The sequence below is a fragment of the Mesorhizobium sp. M0621 genome, assembly GCF_040320745.1.
GTDB lineage: Bacteria > Pseudomonadota > Alphaproteobacteria > Rhizobiales > Rhizobiaceae > Mesorhizobium.
In genome coordinates this window covers 35,730-56,091 of the sequence record NZ_JAMYQF010000005.1, presented here as the reverse complement: position 1 = coordinate 56,091, position 20,362 = coordinate 35,730, and the positions used below count along the sequence as shown (strand labels likewise).

At 64.1% G+C, this 20,362-nt stretch carries 19 protein-coding genes; 10 read left to right on the top strand and 9 right to left on the bottom strand.

Translation table 11 applies throughout. The features are described from left to right. Nucleotides 1-122: 122 nt before the first annotated feature. From NKI38_RS05290 to NKI38_RS05275, 4 genes are all read left to right on the top strand, one after another. Nucleotides 123-911 (top strand): alpha/beta hydrolase, encoded by a 789-nt coding sequence (locus NKI38_RS05290; RefSeq protein WP_352655373.1) that lies wholly within the window; start codon nucleotides 123-125, stop codon nucleotides 909-911. Continuing rightward, the gene (locus NKI38_RS05285; protein WP_352655372.1) at nucleotides 911-2,095 is read left to right on the top strand and encodes a benzoate/H(+) symporter BenE family transporter; all 1,185 of its coding nucleotides are present in this window, start codon (nucleotides 911-913) and stop codon (nucleotides 2,093-2,095) included. The genes NKI38_RS05290 and NKI38_RS05285 overlap by 1 nt, the downstream gene beginning before the upstream one ends. Nucleotides 2,096-2,170: 75 nt before the next feature. Further along, nucleotides 2,171-2,650 (top strand): DUF2852 domain-containing protein, encoded by a 480-nt coding sequence (locus NKI38_RS05280; protein WP_352655370.1) that lies wholly within the window; start codon nucleotides 2,171-2,173, stop codon nucleotides 2,648-2,650. Nucleotides 2,651-2,855: 205 nt separating this feature from the next. Then, the gene (locus NKI38_RS05275) at nucleotides 2,856-3,611 is read left to right on the top strand and encodes a M48 family metallopeptidase (RefSeq protein WP_352655368.1); all 756 of its coding nucleotides are present in this window, start codon (nucleotides 2,856-2,858) and stop codon (nucleotides 3,609-3,611) included. 153 nt (nucleotides 3,612-3,764) lie between these two features. Here the strand turns inward: NKI38_RS05275 and NKI38_RS05270 are convergent, their stop codons facing one another. After that, entirely contained in the window at nucleotides 3,765-3,983 is a 219-nt protein-coding gene (locus NKI38_RS05270; RefSeq protein WP_352630682.1) for a hypothetical protein, read from the bottom strand. Between the two features lie 112 nt (nucleotides 3,984-4,095). Between NKI38_RS05270 and NKI38_RS05265 the strand changes: the two genes are divergently transcribed. The 6 genes from NKI38_RS05265 to NKI38_RS05240 all read left to right on the top strand — a co-directional run bounded on the left by NKI38_RS05265 (nucleotide 4,096) and on the right by NKI38_RS05240 (nucleotide 9,707). Next, a complete protein-coding gene (locus NKI38_RS05265; RefSeq protein WP_352655366.1) occupies nucleotides 4,096-4,755 on the top strand; it encodes a phosphoribosylanthranilate isomerase in 660 nt (219 codons plus the stop codon). A gap of 78 nt (nucleotides 4,756-4,833) precedes the next feature. Continuing rightward, nucleotides 4,834-6,054 carry a tryptophan synthase subunit beta gene (trpB, locus tag NKI38_RS05260; protein ID WP_352655364.1) on the top strand — a complete coding sequence of 407 codons (1,221 nt, stop codon included), beginning with the start codon at nucleotides 4,834-4,836 and terminating at the stop codon, nucleotides 6,052-6,054. Nucleotides 6,055-6,056: 2 nt separating this feature from the next. Then, the gene (gene trpA, locus NKI38_RS05255) at nucleotides 6,057-6,896 is read left to right on the top strand and encodes a tryptophan synthase subunit alpha (protein WP_352655362.1); all 840 of its coding nucleotides are present in this window, start codon (nucleotides 6,057-6,059) and stop codon (nucleotides 6,894-6,896) included. 48 nt (nucleotides 6,897-6,944) lie between these two features. After that, nucleotides 6,945-7,871: an acetyl-CoA carboxylase, carboxyltransferase subunit beta gene (accD, locus tag NKI38_RS05250; RefSeq protein ID WP_352655360.1), complete on the top strand. Its 927-nt coding sequence runs from the start codon at nucleotides 6,945-6,947 to the stop codon at nucleotides 7,869-7,871. A 62-nt stretch (nucleotides 7,872-7,933) separates the two neighbouring features. Beyond that, a complete protein-coding gene (locus NKI38_RS05245; RefSeq protein ID WP_352655359.1) occupies nucleotides 7,934-9,259 on the top strand; it encodes a bifunctional folylpolyglutamate synthase/dihydrofolate synthase in 1,326 nt (441 codons plus the stop codon). Between the two features lie 28 nt (nucleotides 9,260-9,287). Next, on the top strand, nucleotides 9,288-9,707 hold the full coding sequence (locus tag NKI38_RS05240; RefSeq protein WP_352655357.1) for a VOC family protein: 420 nt from the start codon (nucleotides 9,288-9,290) through the stop codon (nucleotides 9,705-9,707). A gap of 138 nt (nucleotides 9,708-9,845) precedes the next feature. Here NKI38_RS05240 and NKI38_RS05235 read toward each other — a convergent pair whose 3' ends face one another. The 8 genes from NKI38_RS05235 to tsaE form a co-directional block, all read right to left on the bottom strand. Further along, complete coding sequence (locus tag NKI38_RS05235; RefSeq protein WP_352655355.1) at nucleotides 9,846-10,259, bottom strand: PIN domain-containing protein; 414 nt, start codon at nucleotides 10,257-10,259, stop codon at nucleotides 9,846-9,848. After that, nucleotides 10,256-10,504 carry a plasmid stabilization protein gene (locus NKI38_RS05230; RefSeq protein ID WP_352655353.1) on the bottom strand — a complete coding sequence of 83 codons (249 nt, stop codon included), beginning with the start codon at nucleotides 10,502-10,504 and terminating at the stop codon, nucleotides 10,256-10,258. Before NKI38_RS05230 ends, NKI38_RS05235 begins: the two co-directional genes overlap by 4 nt. 69 nt (nucleotides 10,505-10,573) lie before the next feature. Next, nucleotides 10,574-10,855, bottom strand: a complete 282-nt coding sequence (locus NKI38_RS05225; RefSeq protein ID WP_352655351.1) for a cupin domain-containing protein — start codon at nucleotides 10,853-10,855, stop codon at nucleotides 10,574-10,576. Nucleotides 10,856-11,081: 226 nt separating this feature from the next. Further along, entirely contained in the window at nucleotides 11,082-11,405 is a 324-nt protein-coding gene (gene trxA, locus NKI38_RS05220; protein WP_023761143.1) for a thioredoxin, read from the bottom strand. Between the two features lie 74 nt (nucleotides 11,406-11,479). Further along, complete coding sequence (gene addA / locus NKI38_RS05215) at nucleotides 11,480-14,995, bottom strand: double-strand break repair helicase AddA (RefSeq protein WP_352655349.1); 3,516 nt, start codon at nucleotides 14,993-14,995, stop codon at nucleotides 11,480-11,482. Beyond that, nucleotides 14,992-18,126, bottom strand: coding sequence for a double-strand break repair protein AddB (gene addB / locus NKI38_RS05210; protein WP_352655347.1), 3,135 nt, complete (start codon nucleotides 18,124-18,126; stop codon nucleotides 14,992-14,994). The genes addA and addB overlap by 4 nt, the downstream gene beginning before the upstream one ends. After that, nucleotides 18,123-18,851, bottom strand: coding sequence for a nucleotidyltransferase family protein (locus NKI38_RS05205; RefSeq protein WP_352655346.1), 729 nt, complete (start codon nucleotides 18,849-18,851; stop codon nucleotides 18,123-18,125). The genes addB and NKI38_RS05205 overlap by 4 nt, the downstream gene beginning before the upstream one ends. Further along, nucleotides 18,848-20,359 carry a tRNA (adenosine(37)-N6)-threonylcarbamoyltransferase complex ATPase subunit type 1 TsaE gene (tsaE, locus tag NKI38_RS05200; protein WP_352655344.1) on the bottom strand — a complete coding sequence of 504 codons (1,512 nt, stop codon included), beginning with the start codon at nucleotides 20,357-20,359 and terminating at the stop codon, nucleotides 18,848-18,850. Before tsaE ends, NKI38_RS05205 begins: the two co-directional genes overlap by 4 nt. Nucleotides 20,360-20,362: the final 3 nt, after the last annotated feature.

Here is a 20,362-nt window from a genome sequence, read left to right as displayed (position 1 = left end):
CAATAGCACAGCATTGACAGAAAATCACCCTGATCGCTGCCCTGCACCAAACAAAGAAACATCGCGAGCACTTTCCGCCTCGCCGCCGGCTGTGTCACAAGACCGATGTTGAGGAAAAAACCATGATTGTCACGCCCCCACTCTTTCTAGATGTCCCAATCTTTCCCGGTGTTGGGGGATCGCGCATCGCGGTGCGCCACACTGCTGGTTCTGCGCCCGGCATCGTCTGGCTCGGCGGCTACAAGTCGGACATGCTTGGCACGAAGGCGCAGACGCTGTCGGACTGGGCGGCAAGAGAAGGCCGCGCGTTCCTGCGCCATGATTATTCAGGCCATGGCGAATCCGGCGGCGCCTTTGCCGACGGGACGATTTCGACATGGCTTGCGCAAAGCCTTGCCGTGTTCAGGCATTTCACCAAGGGCAGGCAGATCCTGGTCGGCTCGTCGATGGGCGCCTGGATCGCTTTGCGCATGGTGCAGGAATTGCGCAAGGCAGGCGACAGCAACATCGCCGGCCTGGTGCTGCTGGCGCCGGCACCGGATTTTACCGCTGAGCTGGTCGAACCGGCGCTGACGAAGGCGCAGAAACGCGACCTCGCCAAAAAAGGGTTTTTCGAAGAGCCGTCGGACTATGCCGCCGAGCCCTACATCTACACGCGCGCCCTGATCGAGGACGGGCGCGATAACAGGGTGATGACGGGTCCGATCGACACGCATTGCCCGGTGCACATCTTGCAGGGGCTGGCCGATGCGGACGTGCCGGCAAGTCACGCGCTGAAGCTGGTCAGCCTGCTGCCGGCCGACGACGTGACCTTGTCGCTGATCCCCGATGGCGACCACCGCCTGTCGCGGCCGCAGGATCTCGACATGCTGGTGCGGGCCGTCGACGCGATGGCGCGGAGGGGAAACTGATGCGCCTTTCCATTCCGATATCCGCCTTCGTCGCGGCAATCGTCGGCTTCGGCGGCACGCTGGCCCTCGTCATTGCCGCCGCCAAGGCGGTCGGCGCGACGCAGATCGAGACGGCGAGTTGGGTAACGGCGATCTGCCTGGCGATGGCGATCGAGTGCCTGTGGCTGTCCTGGCGCACGAAAATGCCTGTTATCACCGCATGGTCGACGCCGGGCCTGGCGCTGATCGCCGCGTCAAGCGGCTTTTCGATGAACGAGGCGGTTGGCGCCTTCATCGTCACCGGCATACTGTTGATCGCCACCGGCCTGTTCGGACCGCTGACGCGGCTGATCGCCAGGATACCGGCGTCGGTGGCATCCGGCATGCTGGCCGGTATCCTCATCAGCTTCGCCATCAACGCGGTCAAGGCCATCCCCGCCGATCCCTGGCTGATCCTGCCGCTGATCGCGGCCTTCTTCGTCATCAGGCTGTTCAATCCGGCTGTATCGGTGCTGGTGGTGCTGATCGGCGGCGGCCTCGCGGCATTTCTCACCGGCCGCGTCGGCGGCCTGCCGACACCGGAACTGTCGACGCTGACGCTGATCGCGCCGCAGTTCAGCGCCGCCGCGATCATCGGCCTGGCGCTGCCGCTCTACCTCGTCACCATGGCTTCGCAGAACCTCTCCGGCCTCGCCGTGCTGCGCGCCGCCGGCTATCACCCGGAGCCCGGCCCGCTGATCGGCGTCACCGGCCTGTTTTCGCTGCTGTCGGCGCCGTTTGGCGGGTCAACCACCAATCTGGCGGCGATCTCGGCGGCGATCTGCACCGGGCCTGACGTCCATCCGGACCCCGCCGAGCGCTGGAAGACCGGTCCGTTCTATGCGCTCGCCTATCTCGTCTTCGCCATTTTCGGCGCTTCGCTGGTGGCGATCTTCGCCGTCCTGCCGCAGAGCCTGATCGTGCTGGTGGCCGGTCTCGCGCTGATGGCGCCGCTTGCCAATGCTTTGTCGATCGCCTTGAAGGATGAAGGCGAACGCATGCCTGCCACCGTCACCTTCGCCGTCACCGCGTCGGGGCTGACGCTGTTCGGCGTCGGCGCGGCATTTTGGGGACTTGTCGCCGGATTGGTCGTGCTTTTCCTCGAAGCGTTCAAAAAGCAACAATCATTTCAGCCTCTTGTCCGGTTTTGGCGGATATTGTCTTGAATCGCCGTTTTCTTCTTCCCATTTCGATTCCACGCAGCCGGTCTTGGCTGTCTCCAACCGAAGGAATGGGAGAAAATGAACACATCTGCATTGATCCGCCCGGCTTGGACGCCGGCAACCATCGCGTTGATGGTGATCGGTTTCATGGTGTTCTGGCCACTCGGCTTCGCCATGCTCGCCTACATCATCTGGGGTGACCGCCTCGATGGCTTGAAGCGTGACGTCAACCGCGCGACCGACGGCATCTTCGCCGGCTGCCGCCGCGGTTCCGACAAGGCCGCGCGCTGGGGTCACGGCTCCGCCCGCACCGGCAACGTCGCTTTCGACGACTGGCGCGAAAAAGAACTTGAGCGCCTCGCTGAGGAACGCCGCAAGCTCGACGAGATGCTGACCGAGTTCGACGAGTACGCCCGCGAATTGCGCCGCGCCAAGGACCAGGACGAGTTCGACCGCTTCATGGCCAACCGCAACAAGTCGACGGCGCCGACCAAGGCCGGTCCGAGCACGGGGACGACCACCAAGCGAGGCAAGGGTTCGAACCTGCTTGACGACTAGCGCATCGGCCCGAAAATCGACTTCGATTTTCGGAAAGCACGATGCGTAGATTCAAAAGTGTTAGAGCGTACTTTGTGCGTCCAATTGGACGCACGTCGCTCTAATGACCCGGCGACTGGTCACATCGTGAAAAAACGGCGTCGCGAAAGCGGCGCCGTTTCTTTTTTGTTCTATTCGTTTTCCTCGAATCACGTATCGTCCGGCCATGTCTTTCGGCTTCTTCCGCAATCTGCCAAAGCCCAAGCCCGCGCCCGAAGAGCGCGAGCATGTCGTTGCCGGCCGCTCGCTGCCGCTCAAGATCGTCGAGAACAACCGCGCGCGGCGGCTGACGCTGCGCATCGATTCCGGTGGCCGGGGCCTGCGCATCACCGTGCCGCCAGGCTTGCGCCGGGGCGAAGTGGAAAAATTCCTCGACCGCCATCAGGACTGGCTGGAACAGCGTTTGGCCAAGGTTCCGGCCCGGCCGCAGGTGCGGCCCGGCATAAAGATCCCAGTGCGTGGCGTGGCGCACCGCATAGTCCATGAGCCTTCAAGCCGCGGGACCGTGACCGTGTCGAGCGACGAGCGTGGCCCGCTGCTGATCGTGCATGGCGACCGCATACACCTGCCGCGCCGCGTCGCCGATTTTCTCAAGCGCGAGGCCAAGAAGGAAATCGAGAAGCTGGTGCTCAAGCACACCCAGGCGCTGGGCAAACGTGCCAAAGCCGTCCGCTTCAAGGACACGTCGAGCCGCTGGGGCTCCTGCACTTCCGACGGCAATCTGTCCTTCTCCTGGCGGATCATGATGGCGCCGTCGCCGGTGATCAACTACCTCGTCGCGCATGAAGTGGCGCATCTCAAGGAGATGAATCACGGGCCTAAATTCTGGAAACTATGCGAGCAACTCTGCCCGGACACAGAGCGCTGCAAGGCATGGCTGAAGCGCAACGGCGGCGCGCTGCAGGCGATTGCGTTCGAGTAGAGGCAGCCGGGCGGCACGTCGAGCGCAGCAGGCTACTCACGTGACCGTTGAAGATTGGCGGAGCCACCTCCAACGTCGTCATCCTAGGATCTGCGCTCCGCTTCCTAGGATCTGCGCTCCGCTTCGCGTCGCTCCGCCCTAGGATGACGACATTCAATCGTCGTTGGCGGCGTTGAGCTCCTCCGGACGCAGCCCCTCATCGCCATGATGCGGCCAGGGCAAAAAATTGCCGTCGAAGGCGTCGCTGCCGAAATAGTCGAGCGCGCGGTGTGCCTCGGCGCCGTTGAAGGCGGCCTTGTCCATCAGGTGGGCGATGACCTCGCGCGCCTGCGTTATCTTCTGCCTGAGTTCGGCAACGGTTCTATCGGCCATGGTTTTGCTCCCGCCTTGCATCCTGTCCATCAATAGGTAGCGCCTTTGGCTTCGCCGGCAAACAGCATGCTTTTTCTCGACTCTTTTCGCTTTTCATGCCAATTCCCGCGCCATGGCACTCGACATCAAGATCTGCGGCTTGAAGACCGACGGGGCAATGGCCGCGGCGCTGGCCGGTGGCACCAGCCATGTCGGGTTTATTTTCTTCGCCAAAAGCCCACGCTATGTCGAACCTGTCGAGGCTGGCCGTCTGCGCGAAGCCGCACGCGGCAAGGCCAAAGCGGTTGCGGTCACCGTCGATGCCGGTGACGTCTTCCTGGATGAAATCGTTGCCAAGATGCAGCCCGACATGCTGCAGTTGCACGGCGCGGAAACGCCCGAGCGCGTGACCGAAGTGAAGGCACGCTTTGGCCTGCCGGTGATGAAGGCGCTACCGCTCAGCGTGGCTGCCGATCTCGAACGGATAAAGCCGTTCATCGGTATCGCCGACCGCTTCCTGTTCGACGCCAAGCCGCCGAAAGGCTCCGAACTGCCGGGCGGCAACGGGGTGGCCTTCGACTGGCGTATCCTCGCCGGCCTTGACGCCGGCGTCGATTACATGCTTTCCGGTGGGCTCAACGCCGCCAACATCGGCGAGGCCCTTCAGCTTGCCAACCCGCCCGGAATAGACATTTCCTCAGGCGTGGAAAGCGCGCCGGGCGTCAAGGATCCGGCGCTGATCGAACAGTTTTTCCGGGCCGTCAGGGCAGCGCGCGACAACCGCGCCGCCTGACCGGTTCAAACAGAGCATGTGGGAACTGGTTTTCCGACAAGAACATGCTCAAGACATCAAGATGCCAGGAGATCGGCGATGAACAAGCCGGCGACACCCAATTCCTTCCGCACCGGACCCGACGAGCAGGGCATGTTCGGCATTTTCGGCGGTCGTTTCGTTGCCGAAACACTGATGCCGCTGATCCTCGATCTGGAGCGTCACTGGAACGAGGTCAAGAACGATGCGGATTTCAGGGCTGAACTGACTGACCTCTCGACCCACTATGCCGGGCGGCCCTCAAAGCTCTATTTCGCCGAGGGCCTGACCAGGCATCTCGGTGGCGCGAAAGTCTATTTCAAGCGCGAGGATTTGAACCACACCGGTTCGCACAAGATCAACAACTGCCTAGGCCAGATCCTGCTGGCCAAGCGCATGGGCAAGAAGCGCATCATCGCCGAGACGGGCGCAGGCCAGCATGGCGTGGCATCGGCCACGGTCGCGGCCCGCTTCGGCTTTCCCTGCGTCGTCTACATGGGCGCCACCGACGTCGCCCGGCAGAGCCCCAACGTCTTCCGCATGAAGCTGCTCGGCGCCGAAGTGCGGCCGGTGACCGCAGGCCACGGCACGCTGAAGGACGCCATGAACGAGGCCCTTCGCGATTGGGTGACCAATGTCGAGGACACTTATTACCTGATCGGTACCGCCGCCGGCCCGCATCCCTATCCGGAGTTGGTGCGCGACTTCCAGTCGGTGATCGGCATCGAGGCGCGCGCGCAGATCCTCGAACAGGAAGGCCGGCTGCCGGACACGATCATCGCCGCTGTCGGCGGCGGTTCGAACGCCATCGGCTTGTTCCATCCGTTCCTCGATGACAAAGAGGTTCGCATCATCGGCATCGAGGCCGGCGGGCGCGGCCTCGATGGCATCGAGCATTGCGCCTCGATGAATGCCGGTGCGCCGGGCGTGCTGCATGGCAACCGCACCTATCTCCTGCAGAATGCCGACGGCCAGATCATGGACGGCCATTCGATCTCGGCCGGACTGGACTATCCCGGCGTCGGGCCGGAACATTCCTGGCTGCGCGATTCAGGCCGCGTCGAATATGTGCCGATCCTCGATGACGAGGCGCTGGAAGCCTTCAAGTTGACGACGCGCGTCGAAGGCATCATCCCGGCGCTGGAATCGGCGCATGCCATCGCGCATGCGGTGAAGATCGTGCCCGCCATGGATAAGGACCAGATCGTCATCGTCAACCTGTCCGGCCGTGGCGACAAGGACGTGCATACGGTGGCCTCGATGCTGGGCATGGAGATCTGATCATGGCTACCCGCATCGATCGCCGCATGGCGAAGCTGAAGACCGAAGGCCGCCCGGCGCTCGTCACCTATTTCATGGGTGGCGACCCGGACTACGATACCTCGCTGTCGATCATGAAGGCACTGCCTGGCGCAGGCGCCGACATTATCGAGCTCGGCATGCCGTTCTCCGACCCGATGGCCGACGGCCCGGCGATCCAGGCGGCGGGCCTCAGGGCGCTGAAAGGCGGCCAGACGCTGGTCAAGACGCTGAAGATGGCGTCGGAGTTCCGGACCGGCGACAATGAGACGCCGATCGTTTTGATGGGCTACTACAACCCGATCTACATCTACGGCGTCGACCGCTTTCTCAAGGACGCGATTGCCAGCGGCATCGACGGGCTGATCGTCGTCGACCTGCCGCCGGAGATGGATGAGGAACTCTGCATTCCGGCGCTGAAAGCCGGCATCAATTTCATCCGGCTGGCGACGCCGACCACCGACGACAAACGCCTGCCCAAGGTGCTGCAGAACACGTCGGGCTTCGTCTACTATGTGTCGATGACCGGCATCACCGGCTCGGCGCTGGCCGACACCGGCAAGGTGGCGGCGGCGGTCAAGCGCATCAAGGGCCACACCGACCTGCCGGTCTGCGTCGGCTTCGGCGTCAAAACCGCCGAGCAGGCCCGCGTCATCGGCGCCAATGCCGACGGCGTCGTCGTCGGCACCGCGATCGTCAATGCGGTGGCCAATGTGCTGGGGCCGAAAGGCGAAAAGACCGCCGACCCTGCCGAAGCCGTGGCCACGTTGGTCAGCGGCCTTGCGCAAGGTGTGCGCTCGGCCCGCCTTGCTGCCGCCGAATAGTTTCCCTACCTTTTTACCCAACTCTTCGTCAGGACAGGAGCCGAAGCGATGAACTGGATCACCAACTACGTTCGCCCGAAGATCAATTCGATGCTCGGCCGGCGCACCGACATGCCCGAAAATCTCTGGATCAAGGATCCGGAGACCGGCGAGATGGTGTTCCACAAGGATCTGGAATCCAACCAGTTCGTCATCCCCTCGTCCGGCCATCACATGAAGATCTCGGCCAAGGAGCGGCTGAAATTCTTCTTCGACGACGGCAAATACGAGACCCTGGACAACCCCAAGGTCATGCAGGATCCGCTGAAGTTCCGCGACGAGAAGCGCTATGTCGACCGGCTGAAGGACGCCAAGGCCAAGACCGGCCTGGAAGATGCGATCATCAACGCGCTGGGGACCGTCGAGGGCCTGCCGGTTGTGGTCACGGTGCAGGACTTCGCCTTCATGGGCGGCTCGCTCGGCATGGCTGCCGGTGACGCCATCGTGCATGGTTTCGAAGTCGCCCTGCAGCGCAAGCGGCCGCTGATCCTGTTTGCCGCCTCCGGCGGCGCCCGTATGCAGGAAGGCATTTTGTCCCTCATGCAATTGCCGAGGACCACGGTCGGCGTCGACAGGCTGAAGGAAGCTGGCCTTCCCTACATCGTCGTTTTGACCAATCCGACCACCGGCGGCGTCACGGCCTCCTACGCCATGCTGGGCGACGTGCACATTGCCGAGCCCGGCGCGCTGATCGGCTTTGCCGGACCGCGCGTCATCGAACAGACCATCCGGGAAAAACTGCCCGACGGCTTCCAGCGCTCCGAATATCTGATGGAGCACGGCATGGTCGACATGGTGGTGTCGCGGCTGGAATTGCGCGAAACCATCGCGCGCCTGCTCAAGATGCTGCTCAAGCTGCCGGAAGAGCAAAAGCCGCTGGAGCCGGAAATCCTGCCGCCGGCAACAATTCCGACGGAAGCCCGACCGCAAGCCTGACGCGACATCGTGCGCCGCGAACCGCGATTGCGCGCGCTTTGCGACCCGCATAGGATTCTTCCATGATGACGCTTGCCGCCGACCGCGAAATCGAAGCCCTGATGGCGCTTCACCCGAAAGGCTTCGACCTTTCGCTCGACCGCATTTCGCGGCTCCTGGAGCGGCTTGATAATCCGCAGGACCGGCTGCCGCCGGTCATTCACATCGCCGGGACCAATGGCAAGGGCTCGTGCGCTGCGTTTTCGCGCGCCCTGCTCGAAGCGGCGGACTACCGCGTCCATGTCCACACCTCGCCGCATCTGGTCAACTGGCACGAGCGCTACCGGCTGGCCGCCGATAGCGGCGGCAAGCTGGTGGAGGACAGGGTGTTCGCCGATGCCATCGCGCGCGTCGCCAGGGCCAATGAAGGTGAGACGATTACCGTCTTCGAGATTCTCACCGCAGTTACTTTCCTGCTGTTTTCCGAACACCAGGCCGATGCCGCCATCATCGAGGTCGGGCTCGGCGGCCGTTTCGATGCCACCAATGTTGTCAAGGAGCCGGCCGTATCGGTGATCATGCCGGTGTCGCTCGACCACGAGGCCTATCTCGGCGACCGTGTCGAACTAATCGCGGCCGAAAAGGCCGGCATCATCAAGCCTGGCTGCCCGGTGGTCATCGGCGCACAGGAAAGCGAGACGGCACTGCAGGTGCTGATCGAAACCGCCGAGCGGCTCGAGTGTCCCACCTTCGTCTATGGCCAGGATTTCCTCGCCTTCGAGGAGAACGGCCGCATGGTCTATCAGGACGAAGACGGCTTGATGGACCTGCCACCGCCAAGGCTGCCCGGCCGCCACCAGTTCGCCAATGCGGCGGCGGCGATCGCAGCGGTCAAGGCGGCCGGCTTCGAGATCAGCCATCGCGCAGCCGAAAAGGCGATGATCAGTGTCGCCTGGCCCGGCCGCATGCAGAAGCTGGCGCAAGGCCGGCTGGCCGATCTGGCGCCCAAGGGCGCCGACATCTGGCTCGATGGCGGCCACAATCCCGGCGCCGGCGTGGTTATTGCCGAAGCGCTGGCCGAGCAGGAAGAAAAGAACCCGCGTCCGCTCTTCCTCATCTCGGGCATGATCAACACCAAGGACCAGAGCGGCTATTTCCGCGCCTTCAAGGGCCTGGCCCGGCATGTCTACACGGTGCCGGTGAGCCTCAGCGAGGCCGGCGTGCCGAACGACGAACTGGCGATCCGCGCGACGGATGCCGGGTTGACGGCCGAGCCGGTGAGTTCGGTCGCCAATGCGCTGATGCTGCTGCGCGACACCTGGGATGGTCCGGCGCCGCGCATCCTGATCGGCGGTTCGCTTTATCTGGCTGGCGCTGTCCTGGCCGAGAACGGCACGCCGCCAACCTAAGGCCGGACCTTCTCGAGAGGAGCCAGTCATGATCAAGGTCAAGCAACTCGCTCACGTCTGTATCTTCGCCGACGACCTGGAGGCGACGCGAAGCTTCTACCGCGACGTGCTGGGAATGGACACCCGCTTCAATTTCCTGCGTGACGGCAAGATTTTCGGGTTCTATCTCGATTGCGGCGGTCGCAGCCATGTCGAGGTGTTCCGGAAAAGCGAGGCCCGCTACAGCGACCTGAACCAGATCAACCATTTCTGCCTCGAAGTAGAAGATATCGACGCGGCAATCGCTCACATCCGGTCGAAGGGATGCGAGGTCACGTCCAGGAAACTCGCCTGCGACGACACTTACCAGGCCTGGATCCGCGACCCCAACGACGTGAAGATCGAATTGTTCGAGTACACCGAAAAAAGTGCGCAATTCACCGGCGGCGATCGTATCGCCGACTGGTAGAGCATTCCGCCTTTTCCGTGAAACGGTGAAACGCCCTAAAGCGCGTCGCGTTTGAACGGATTCAGGCGGCGCGCTTTAGGTCTTTGTTTTTATGCATGTCGTCTTCCCAAAACCGAGATCACTTTTGGGCGACATGCATTAGAAATCCCAAGGTGAGATCAGATCAAGGTTGGCCGGACCGAAGTCGTTCAGGTTACGCGTCGCCAGCCGACCGCCATTGACGCGCACTATCGCTGCAATCATGCCATCGGGTGCCGACATGCCCCGGCCCTGGCGCGTCGCCGTTCCCATAATCTCGCCATAAGCCAGAACCGCCTCCTCCGTCAGCCCAAAAATGCGACCGGCAAAGCGATGGCGCCATTGGGAGAGACCTTGCTCCAGGCGATCGGCACGCTCGTCAGGTCGTATCTTTTGGATGCCGAAAGCGATCTCGGCAATCGCGACCGTGGGAAGCGCCAGTTCGGCATCATTGCGGACCAGCCAAGCCATGGCAGCCGCGTCAGGCGCCTTTCTAAGGCTCTCTGAAATCACATTGGTGTCGACGAAAATCAAAGCTCCGGCCCTGTATGGACCTTGCGGCTTTCCCGGATGATTTCTTCCAGATCGATGTCGACGCCAACGCTTGCCGTCAGGCGAGAGTAGAAGGCGGATGCCGGTTCTCGCCCGGCCTCCCGAATCTCATAGGATTCAAGCGCGCGTTCGACGACATCAGCTATTGAGCGGTTTTCGCGACGAGCGAGTCGATGCGCAAGATCACGTGCTTTTGCGCTGCGGACGGAAAGCTGGGGTTCGGCCATTTCAAACTCCCTTTTGAGAAAGATAGCTTTCCTGCCCCTGCCATCAAGATGGCAGTTGATGGCAGGCCATCACCTCAGCTCGATCTCGATGAAGGCATATTCACCGTCATTGGCGTTGATGACGTCGTGCTCGACGCCTTCCTTGCGGAAATAGGGTGCGCCCTTCTTCATCTCGGCAAAGGATTCGCCGTCCTTGGTCAACAGCTTCACCTTGCCGTCCATCAGCGGCACGACGACATAGTCGTGGCCGTGGCGGTGCCAGCCGGTGTTTTCGCCCGGCGCGAAGCGATATTCGGTGACGATGACACGCTCATTGTTGATGAAGACGGTGGCCTTGGCGGATCCGGTCATTGGGTTCTCCTATCTCCCTCAAGCAGATGACATGGAGTGGCCGGACGCGAGGGCCAGAGCGTGGCAGCGCATGACCCAGAAAATCGGAATCGATTTTCTGAAAGGATCATGCGCCAATCAAACTGCTACAGCGTCCTTTGCGCGTCTAAGGACGCGCGGCTGTAGACGACGCCCAACAAAAAAGCCCGGCGCGAGGCCGGGCTTGATATCAGGAAATTCGGACCGGTCAGGCGAGGCTGCCGTTGATCCAGTGCGACAGCGCGGTCTTTGGTGCGGCACCGACCTTCATATCGGCCACTTCGCCGCCCTTGAAGATCATCAGCGTCGGGATCGAGCGCACGCCGAACTGCGCGGCAAGTTCGGGATTCTCGTCGATGTTCAGCTTGGCGATCTTGATCTTGGCACCAAGTTCGGTGGCGATGTCTTCCAGCGCCGGCGCGATCATCTTGCAGGGACCGCACCATTCCGCCCAGAAATCGACGACGACCGGTACGCTGGCGTTAAGCACATCGGCCTGGAAATTGCTCTTGTCGACCTTGACAGTGGTCATGCGGAAATCCTTTCGAAATTTTTCGTCGCACCAAATGTGGTGGTGATCGCGCCCGTCTTCAAGCAGGTGTTGTGTCACGCTCCCGTGAGTCGAGCAAGGGCGTCATCCATGGCACCGGCCGGCAGCTCGATCAGCCGCGGCGCCTCGGTGAACAGCAGGGCCGCCTTGACCGCGCGTCCGGGATAAAGCGGCTGCAACAAAGCGCGATAGAGCGCGAGCTGCAGGACATAGGCCGGCGGGACCTCGGCCAGAGAGGCGGGTGCCGGCCGGTTGGTCTTGTAGTCGACGATCGATACCGACTCTGGCGTCACCGCCAGCCGGTCGATCTTGCCTGAAATCGAGCGCTTTTTGCCCTTGACCTCCAGGCTGCCCATGATCGCGACCTCGGCACGCGACGACGGCGCAAACAGCGGACTGAAGCTGGCGTCGGCAAGGATGGCGGTCACCGAAGCCAGGGCCTTCTCCCGCTCCGACGGAGGCCATTCCGCACCCGTTCGTGCGAGATAGCGTTCCGCCGCGCCCTGACGTTCGGGCGCGGCAATGCCGGGCAGCATCTGCAGCAGTTTGTGCAGGGCAAGCCCACGCAGCACGGCAAAGCCCGGCTCGGCATCGGCGTCGAGCACCGGCGAAGCCTTGTCGACCACCGCTTCCTTGCCTTCGTCGATCAGCGCCGAGGCGCCGGATGGCGACAGCGGACGCGGCAAGTCCTCGAAAGGCGGCAACGGCCGGAACAGGCCAGTCGGCAAAGGCTCGAAAGCGTCGGCTTGCCGTGCCTGCTCGCTGGATACCAGTGCGACCGGCGGCAGCTTCGTGACATGGAACCGATGCACCGGCTCGCCGCCGGCGGGATGGGGACGTTGCTCGCTCTCTGGAGCGCCGAGCAGCGCGCGGCTGACGATCGAATGCCAGGTGCCGGCGTTCGGTGCCCGCTTGCCGTGATAGCCGCAGACGATCAGCCGGTCCTCGGCGCGGGTCATGCCGACATAGAGCAGCCGGCGGTATTCGTCGTCGGCGAGCTCTCGGGCCCGCGCTGCCGCTGCTTTGGAAAAGCCGTTGGCGACGTCGCTGGCCGAGCGCCAGAGATAGCCCTTGCCATCCCAGTTGGCGCCGGAGCCATCGAAGGGCATCAGGCGCGGCAGATGCTGGTCGCTGAACGGGGCGGAGCCGCCATCGACAAGGAACACGACCGGCGCTTCCAGGCCCTTGGCGGCGTGCACGGTCATGACCCGGACCTCGTCGCGGGTCTGGTCCATCTCGCGCTTGATCTCGGGACCGGCGTTTTCCAGTGTCGACAAGAACGCTTCCAGCCCCGGCAGGCCGGTCCGCTCCTCGGCGAGGCAGAAGCTCAGGAACTCGTCGAGAATGTCGCCGGCTTCAGGCCCGAGCCGCGCGATCATCTTTTTACGCACGCCATCGCGCGCCAGCAGCCCGGCATAGAACTCGAACACCGGCTTGAAGGCGGCCTCATTTGTCCAGATGTCCAGTTGCGTGACGATCTTTGTCAGTCGCTCGCTTTCGCCGGCACGCTGGCGCAGCGATGCGAGCAACGACAGCCCAGCCCTCTCCGCAGCGAACGTGAACAGTTCCTCCTCAGGCAGATCGAAGATCGGGCTGCGCAGCACGGCGGCGAGCGACAAATCGTCCTGCGGCTGGATCAGGAAATGGCCGAGCGCGATCAGGTCCTTGACCGCTATGTGACCGGGCAAGCTCAGCCGGTCGGCGCCGGCGACCGGAATGTCGCGGCGTTTCAAGGCGCGAGTCAGCGCATGGACGAAGCGGTCGCGCTTCCGCACCAGCACCAGCACGTCGCCCGGCCGCAACCGCTTGCCGCTGCCTTCGATGATCTCACCGGTGCCGATCCAGCCGGCTATGGTGGCGGCGACGTTCTCGGCAACGCGCACCGCCGGCGCATGCGCGTGGTCGATGGCCTGCGTCCAGTCGTCGGGCTCGTCGACGACATCGGCGCCGACCGACGACCAGACCTCAACATAGCCTGGCGCGTCGGTGCGGATCGCCTTGTGGCTCAGCGGATCGGGATCATGGCTGATGCCGCGCCGCACGAGGGGATCGGCGAAGACGCGGTCGACGGCGGCCAAAACGTCGTCGGTCGAGCGGAACGACCAGGTCAGCTTGAGATCGGCGAAAGACGCTTCGGCGTCGCGCACTCGTCCCGCGAACAACAGCCGGCTGTCGGCGAAGGAGTCCGGCGCGGCTCCTTGAAAGGAATAGATCGACTGCTTCTCGTCGCCGACGGCAAAGACCGTGCGATGGACCCTGTCACGGGCGCCGAAGCCGGCAAAGAACTCTTCCGCCAGCCGCTTCACCACCTCCCATTGATCCGGGCTGGTGTCCTGCGCCTCGTCGAGCAGGATATGATCGATGCCCTGGTCGAGCTTGTATTGCACCCAGGGACCGGCATCAGGCCGCGCCAGAAGGTTGACGGTGCGGGTGATCAAATCGTTGAAGTCGAGAAAGCCGCGGCTGCGCTTCAGTACTTCATAGCGGGCGATCAGCCAGTCGGCGATGGTCAGTGCGGCAACCGTGCCTTCCAGCATCCGGAACAGAGCCAGCCGGTCGACGGTTTCGATGATGGCTTTTGTCGCCGAGAGATAGCGCTCCGCCAGATCCGGCAGCCGATCGACCAGAGCTTTCTTGAAGGCCTTCGCCGGGTCGTAGGCATCGCCATCGGTCTTGAGGAAGGCTCTTGCGAGCAATTGCAGACGGCGAATGGGGTCGCCCTGGGCGAAAGCCTGGCGCGCATAGGGCAGGATGTTGTTCAGCACCGATCTGGCGTCGGTGGCTTCAGCAGCCTGGGCAAAGCCGGCAAAATAGTCGGGCAGGAAGCCCGGCAGCGGCCAGACCGATGCCGCAATGCCCTCGGCGGTCTGGCCGGAGCGGAAATGGAATTCGTCGAACAGCACCTGGAAGCGCGTGCCGTCGCGCCCGACAGCGTCGATGAAATTGCGCAAGCCGTCGCGCTTGCGCACGATCTCACCCAGCAAGGCGTCGAGCCCGGCTTCGCCGCCCCGATCGAGAATGGCGGCAAAAGCCTCGGCCAGATCCTTGTCACCGGCGGATGTGCCCGAAATCATGTCGCGGCGCGCGGCGGCAAACAGCGATGCCTCCATCTGGCCGTCGAGCATCTCGAAATGGGCCGGGATGTTGGCTTCCAGCGGGAACTGGTGGAGCACGGATTCACAGAAGGCGTGGATGGTCTGGATCTTCAGCCCGCCGGGCGTTTCCAGCGCCTCGGCGAACAGGCGCCGCGCCCGGCGCATAGTCTCGATATCGGGCCGGCGATCCTCCAGCGCCTCGACCTTTGCCGCCAGATCCGCATCACCGAGCGTCGTCCATTCCGACAGTGTCGAGAACACCCGGTTCGACATGTTGGCGGCAGCGGCGCGCGTGTAGGTCAGGCACAGGATCTTCGACGGGTCCGTGCCGCGCAGCAGCAGCCGGATGACGCGCTGGGCCAGCACATGGGTCTTGCCGGAGCCGGCATTCGCCGACACCCAGGCGGAATTGCCGGGATCGGCGGCGCGGGCCTGGCTGGTCGCGGTATCGCTCGGGATGGGATAGGCCTTCTTCATGCCTCCCCTCCCTCGTCGCCGGCGTCGCCGCCTGCCGACCATTCGAGCACGCGGGCAAGATGGTCGTAATCGCCATCGGTCTCGCCTTCGCGAAACGGCAGCGCGCGCGACAGGTATCCGGTCGCCGGGTCGGCATAGTGGATCAACAGCTTTTCCAGCCGCGCCCAGGCCTCTTCGGCAAGATCGGTGGCGGTTCGCGGCTGGCGATTGTGTTCGAGGATGGACTCTTCGAACACTTCGCCATTCGGCTTCAGCCTGATGAAGGCCAGTTGCGAGGGTTCGCGCGCGCCCAGACCCTTGAAAGCGCCGCGCCTGAGCAGCGCGCCCTCCAGCGCCAGTTGCGGCGCCAGCAGCGTATGCGCCTGCGCCTTGGACGGCGAGGAGCCGGTCTTGTAATCTAGTATGTCGGCCATGCCGCCGGCCAGCAGGTCGACGCGGTCGGCGTAGCCGGACAGCGTCACGCCGGACTGGCCGACGACGGTCTTGCCGGCGCGCTCCTCGGCATGCCGCCGTATCACCGCGTCGGCGCGTGTGCGCTCCCATTCGATGACGTTGGCGGCGAGTTTTTCAAAACGCGGCCACCACACCGCCTCGACATCAGCCGGAAGTGCGGCTTCGGCAAAACAGGCGCGGCCGGCGGCGATGAGACCGGCGAACGCGTCGGGCGCGCGTGGATCGGCCACACTCGCGGAGAACAGATGCAGGATGGCATGGAACAGCGTGCCGCGCTCGGCGGCACCGGGGTCGCGAATGACCGGATCGAGCGGCATCAGGCCAAGTATCCGTCTTGCATAGACGGCGTAGGGATCCCGGCGCAGGGTCTCGATCTCGGTGACCGAGAAATGGGTTGGGCGCACTGACAGTGGCGGTTTCGGCTGCGGCCGCGGCGCGAAATCCTGCCTCGGGCCGGTATCGAGCGCGCGCGCCCAGGCGAGCAGTTCGTCACCACGGCGGCGCAGCTCTGCCGCCTGCCCCTTGCCGATGAAGGTGAGCAGGCGCTGCAACCAGCGCGATGGCACTGCGGGTGCGTCGCCAGCGCGCGCCGAGCGGGCCAGCACCACTTTCTTCGCCCCCATGGCCATCTGGAAATCATGCGCGGCGAGGCCGATGCGCCGTTCCGGCGGTTCGAGGTCGATACCGGTCTTCATCAGCCGCGACATAAAGCGGTCGCTCTCTGGCTTGCGCGGCCACACGCCCTCGTTGAGCCCGCCGATGACCAGGGTGTCGACAGTCTGCAACCGCGCTTCCAGCGCGCCCCAGATGGCGATGTTCCTGTCGGTGCCTTGCGCCGGTTTGACCGTTTCAGGCGCGATCAGTGCCGCCATCACGTCTGGCCATTCGCTCGCCGCGAAGGACAGCGATGCAGAAGCAGCGACCAGTCCGCGCAGCAGTTCGGCGAGCTTCTCGCCGGCGTCGCCGGCATAGAGTTCGGCAAGGCCGCCATCGGCGGTGCGGCCGACACTTTCGAGTGCGACGACGCTGGCCCCGACCAGCGCTGCAAGGTCGGCGTCATCCTGGCCCCGGAAAGCCGCAAGTGGGGCCAGTGCTTGCGTGAGACGTTCCAGCAAATTCCGCGCGCTTTCGATGGAACGCACGGTCAACCGGGAAAACCAGAAGGGCGGCCGGCTGCCGCTGCCGAGCCCAGTGAGGCGGGCTTCGAATAGTTCCGGCAACGAAACGATGTCGGGACGGCCTGTGCCGCCGCGCAGCGCCACCAGTTCGACCAGTTCCGCAGCATGGCGCACATCAGCCCGTTCGAGGCCGAGGCCAAGCAGCGGATGCTTGAGCAGCGATAAGAGGCCAACCGGATCGCCTGGCCGGAACACCGCTTCGAGCGCCAGCCGGAGCAGGCTGGCCGGCGGGGTGTTGGCGAGCGAGGTGCCGCCGGAATCGTCGGCGACGACGCCGAAGCGCTGGAGTTCGATCGAGACGCGCCGCGCCAGTGCGCGGTCGCCGGTGACGAGAGCCGCCCTTTGGTCTGATACTTCGACCGCGCGCTTCAGCGCGACGGCAATGGCGACGGCTTCATCGCGTTCGCTGGCCGCTTCGAGCAAGGTCACGCCGGCGAAGGCCCCGGCGACGTCGGACACTGAAAAACCGTCGCGCGTCTCGGCCCACAATTCGGTGGTCTCGGCCGGCCGCAACGCTTCGCCGACAAGAGCGGCGCGAAGCGCAAGTTGCGGTTCGGCCGCGCCGATCTCCCCGACATCGCCGCGCAGCACGCCGATCTTGCCGATCAGCCTGGCGAGGCCATATTGCGGGTGGCCGAGCACGGCCGGACGGGCCCCGGGCGCCGCGATTGCCTGGAAGGATGCGTCGTCCAGTGTCCGGTCGAGGCCGGGCAGCACGATGGCGCCGCCGGGCAAGCGCGCGATCGCGGTAAGCAGTTCGGCGGTGGCCGGTATCGAGCCGGTCGAGCCTGCGGCGATGACCGGTCCAGCGGGCGGATTGCGCTGCAGCCGCGCTGCCTCGGCGCGGATCAGCGCGCTGCGATGCGCGGCCGGGTTTGAGCGATCGCTCTCGGCAAGGAATTTCGGCCAGGCGTCGGTGACGATGCCGAGGAATTCGAGCGTCACCTGCCACCATCCGGCAAGGTTGCCACCCACCAGATCGGTGAGCTTGGCCCAGTCCGTGCCCTCCGTCTCGATCTCGTCCATCAGCCCCGCGAGATCGCGCGCCAGCCAGATCGCGTCGGCGGTCGAAGCCGGGATGACGATCTCCTCGGCGAAAAGTGCCGCGACATGCGCCGGCAGCCGGCGTTTCCAGGCGCGCACCAGCGGCGTCAGCAGCAACAGGCGTTCGGAAGCGGCGATCGGTGGTGCGAGATCGATGGCGGCCGCTGCCTCGGTCTCGAATACGGCCTCGTCCTCGTCGAATTCGCCGAGTGGGCGGATGACCGGCAGGATCGCCGAACCGCCGCCGCCGCGCGCCGCCAGACTGTCGACGAAGACACCCCGCAGAGCGCGCGCCGCGCGGCGCGTCGGCACATAGATGGTGACATCGGCCAGAGCGAGCGGGTCGCCGTCAAACCGAAACCCTGGAACAAGGCAACCGTCAAGCAGCGCCTCGGCAAGCGTCGGCAGAAACGGCGCTCCGGGGGGAATTGAGAAAACGCGGCTCGAGCCGCTCATTGCAACTCGGTCAGTGCGCCGGCGACCGCCGCTTCCGCGAGCGGAATGGCATCTGGCGTGCCGACGGTGATCCAGTGGCCATGCATCGGCATGCCAAATAGGCGCCCGGCGGCAATGGCGGTGTCGAAATAGGCGTTGAGCGAGTGCGGCCCGGCCGGTGCCTGCTCGAACAGGCGCGGATGGATGATCGCCGCCCCAGCATAGATCAGGCCCGCCGGATCGCCTTTTGAGCGCCGCAAGGCGCCATCCGGCGCGACCAGGAAATCGGTGCTGCCGCAGTGTCCGGTCGCCTGATGGAGATCCGCAAGCATCAGCAGAATATCCATTTTCGCCGCGTCCCATGCAAGGGCGAGACGCTTGAGATTGAGAGGACCGTCGTCGATCCAGAACGTGTCGGCGTTGAGGATGTAGAAGGGCCGCTCACCCAGTTCCGGCAACGCCTTGACGATGCCGCCGGCGGAATCGAGCAGTTTCTCACTCTCATCGGAGATAACAATCTTCGGCGACTGGCGCGCCGCGACATGGGCGACGATCTGTTCGGGAAAATAATGGACGTTGACCACGGCCTTGCCGACACCGGCGGCGGCCAGGCTGTCGAGGCTCCAGTCGAGCAACGTCTTGCCGGCGATCCTGACCAGCGGCTTGGGAATGGTGTCGGTGATCGGCCGCATGCGTTTGCCGAGCCCGGCGGCAAGTACGATGGCGGTGTCCGGTTTTGCTGTCACAGCGCTCGCTCCTCCAGCAAACCGTGGCGGTCGTAGAACTCGCGCAGGCTTGCCAGCGCCGGATGAGACAAGGCCCGGCGCAGATAATCGCGAATGCGCGGCAGGTGTTTCAGATAGTAGGGTTTGCCGTCGCGCTTTTCGAGACGGACGAAGATGCCGAGGATCTTGGAGTTTCGCTGCGCCGCCATGATGGCGTAAGATTCCAGGAAACTTGCTTCGTCGAAAGCACCGGCTGCGTGGCGCGCCGCGATATAGGCATCCAGCGTCTGTTTCTCGATCTCGGGTGACATGGTGATGCGCGCGTCCATGGCGAGCGAGGCGACATCATAGGCGGATGGGCCGATCAGCGCATCCTGGAAATCGACGATGCCCAGCCGGTCATGCCCGGAACGGTCGCCGCGCCAGATGATGTTGGGCGAATGGAAATCACGCAGCATCAATGTGACTTCGCGGCCCTGCAGCCGGTCGAGAAGCGCGTTCCACTCCTTGTGGTAGCCGGCGCGCAACCTGTTGCTTGCCGGGCTGCCCGATATCGCCGGCACGTACCAGTCGACCAGCAGATCGGCTTCGATCATCATGGCATCGCGGTCGAAAGGCGGCACTTCGTGGAAGCCGCCCAGCCCTGTTTCCAGGCGTCGCGGCCAGGTCCTGCCATGCATCATGGCCAGCAGTTCGGCCGCCGCCGCATAGCGCTCCGCCACCGGCTGGCCATCGCTGCCGAGAAACCCTTCCGAACCCAGATGTTCGAGAAGCAAAAACCCCTGCTCCTGATCCTCGGCATGGATTTCCGGAACGCTGACGCCGGCGGCCTTCAAGGCGCGGTCGATGGCGACGAAGGCGGAGACCGACTGCGCGGTGTGAGCGATTTCGGCATAGGGCTTGCCGTCGCGCACCGGCGGGCCGAGCACCAGCCGGGGCGAGTTCATCAGCACTTGCGGCTTCTGGTCCGGCAGCGAAACGATCTCATAGGAGCGGGCCGAAGCATCGCCGATGAAGTGGCGGCGCTGCGCTTCCCCCCAGCCGGCGTTCACGAGAAAGTCGCGCATGGCCAGCGACCGTGTCGCCCGGTCGAAGGCAGCACCCTGCCCCGACAGCCGCGCCAGCCGGCCCTCGCCATGCTGGATGAGTTCGATCAGGACCGTGGTTTTCGGCAGATAATCTTCCGCCCGTTCCGGCCACTCAACCAAAGCAGCGCCTTGGGTCAGGGCTTCATCGAAGCCGAGCTCATCGATCTCGGCCGCCGAGGACAGGCGGTAGAGATCGAAATGATGGACCGGAATGCGGGTGTCGTAGCTCTGCACCAGCGTGAAGGTCGGGCTCGGCACATCGAGGCCGGCATCGTCAGCCAGAGTCCTGATCAAGGCTCGGGCGAGCGTCGACTTGCCGGCACCGAGATCGCCCTTGAGGGCAAGCACATCACCCGGGCGTAGCGACAGCGCGAGATCCTCGCCCAGCCGCGCTGTCTGTGTCTCGTCGGCGAGTAAACGCTCCAGCACCAATTCGGTCATCGA

Bases quoted from the DNA above. Each gene is read 5' to 3' on its own strand.
- NKI38_RS05290 (WP_352655373.1), top strand. From the start codon at position 123: ATGATTGTCACGCCCCCACTCTTTCTAGATGTCCCAATCTTTCCCGGT.
- NKI38_RS05285 (WP_352655372.1), top strand. From the start codon at position 911: ATGCGCCTTTCCATTCCGATATCCGCCTTCGTCGCGGCAATCGTCGGC.
- NKI38_RS05280 (WP_352655370.1), top strand. From the start codon at position 2,171: ATGAACACATCTGCATTGATCCGCCCGGCTTGGACGCCGGCAACCATC.
- NKI38_RS05275 (WP_352655368.1), top strand. From the start codon at position 2,856: ATGTCTTTCGGCTTCTTCCGCAATCTGCCAAAGCCCAAGCCCGCGCCC.
- NKI38_RS05270 (WP_352630682.1), bottom strand. From the start codon at position 3,983: ATGGCCGATAGAACCGTTGCCGAACTCAGGCAGAAGATAACGCAGGCG.
- NKI38_RS05265 (WP_352655366.1), top strand. From the start codon at position 4,096: ATGGCACTCGACATCAAGATCTGCGGCTTGAAGACCGACGGGGCAATG.
- trpB (WP_352655364.1), top strand. From the start codon at position 4,834: ATGAACAAGCCGGCGACACCCAATTCCTTCCGCACCGGACCCGACGAG.
- trpA (WP_352655362.1), top strand. From the start codon at position 6,057: ATGGCTACCCGCATCGATCGCCGCATGGCGAAGCTGAAGACCGAAGGC.
- accD (WP_352655360.1), top strand. From the start codon at position 6,945: ATGAACTGGATCACCAACTACGTTCGCCCGAAGATCAATTCGATGCTC.
- NKI38_RS05245 (WP_352655359.1), top strand. From the start codon at position 7,934: ATGATGACGCTTGCCGCCGACCGCGAAATCGAAGCCCTGATGGCGCTT.
- NKI38_RS05240 (WP_352655357.1), top strand. From the start codon at position 9,288: ATGATCAAGGTCAAGCAACTCGCTCACGTCTGTATCTTCGCCGACGAC.
- NKI38_RS05230 (WP_352655353.1), bottom strand. From the start codon at position 10,504: ATGGCCGAACCCCAGCTTTCCGTCCGCAGCGCAAAAGCACGTGATCTT.
- NKI38_RS05225 (WP_352655351.1), bottom strand. From the start codon at position 10,855: ATGACCGGATCCGCCAAGGCCACCGTCTTCATCAACAATGAGCGTGTC.
- trxA (WP_023761143.1), bottom strand. From the start codon at position 11,405: ATGACCACTGTCAAGGTCGACAAGAGCAATTTCCAGGCCGATGTGCTT.
- addA (WP_352655349.1), bottom strand. From the start codon at position 14,995: ATGAAGAAGGCCTATCCCATCCCGAGCGATACCGCGACCAGCCAGGCC.
- addB (WP_352655347.1), bottom strand. From the start codon at position 18,126: ATGAGCGGCTCGAGCCGCGTTTTCTCAATTCCCCCCGGAGCGCCGTTT.
- tsaE (WP_352655344.1), bottom strand. From the start codon at position 20,359: ATGACCGAATTGGTGCTGGAGCGTTTACTCGCCGACGAGACACAGACA.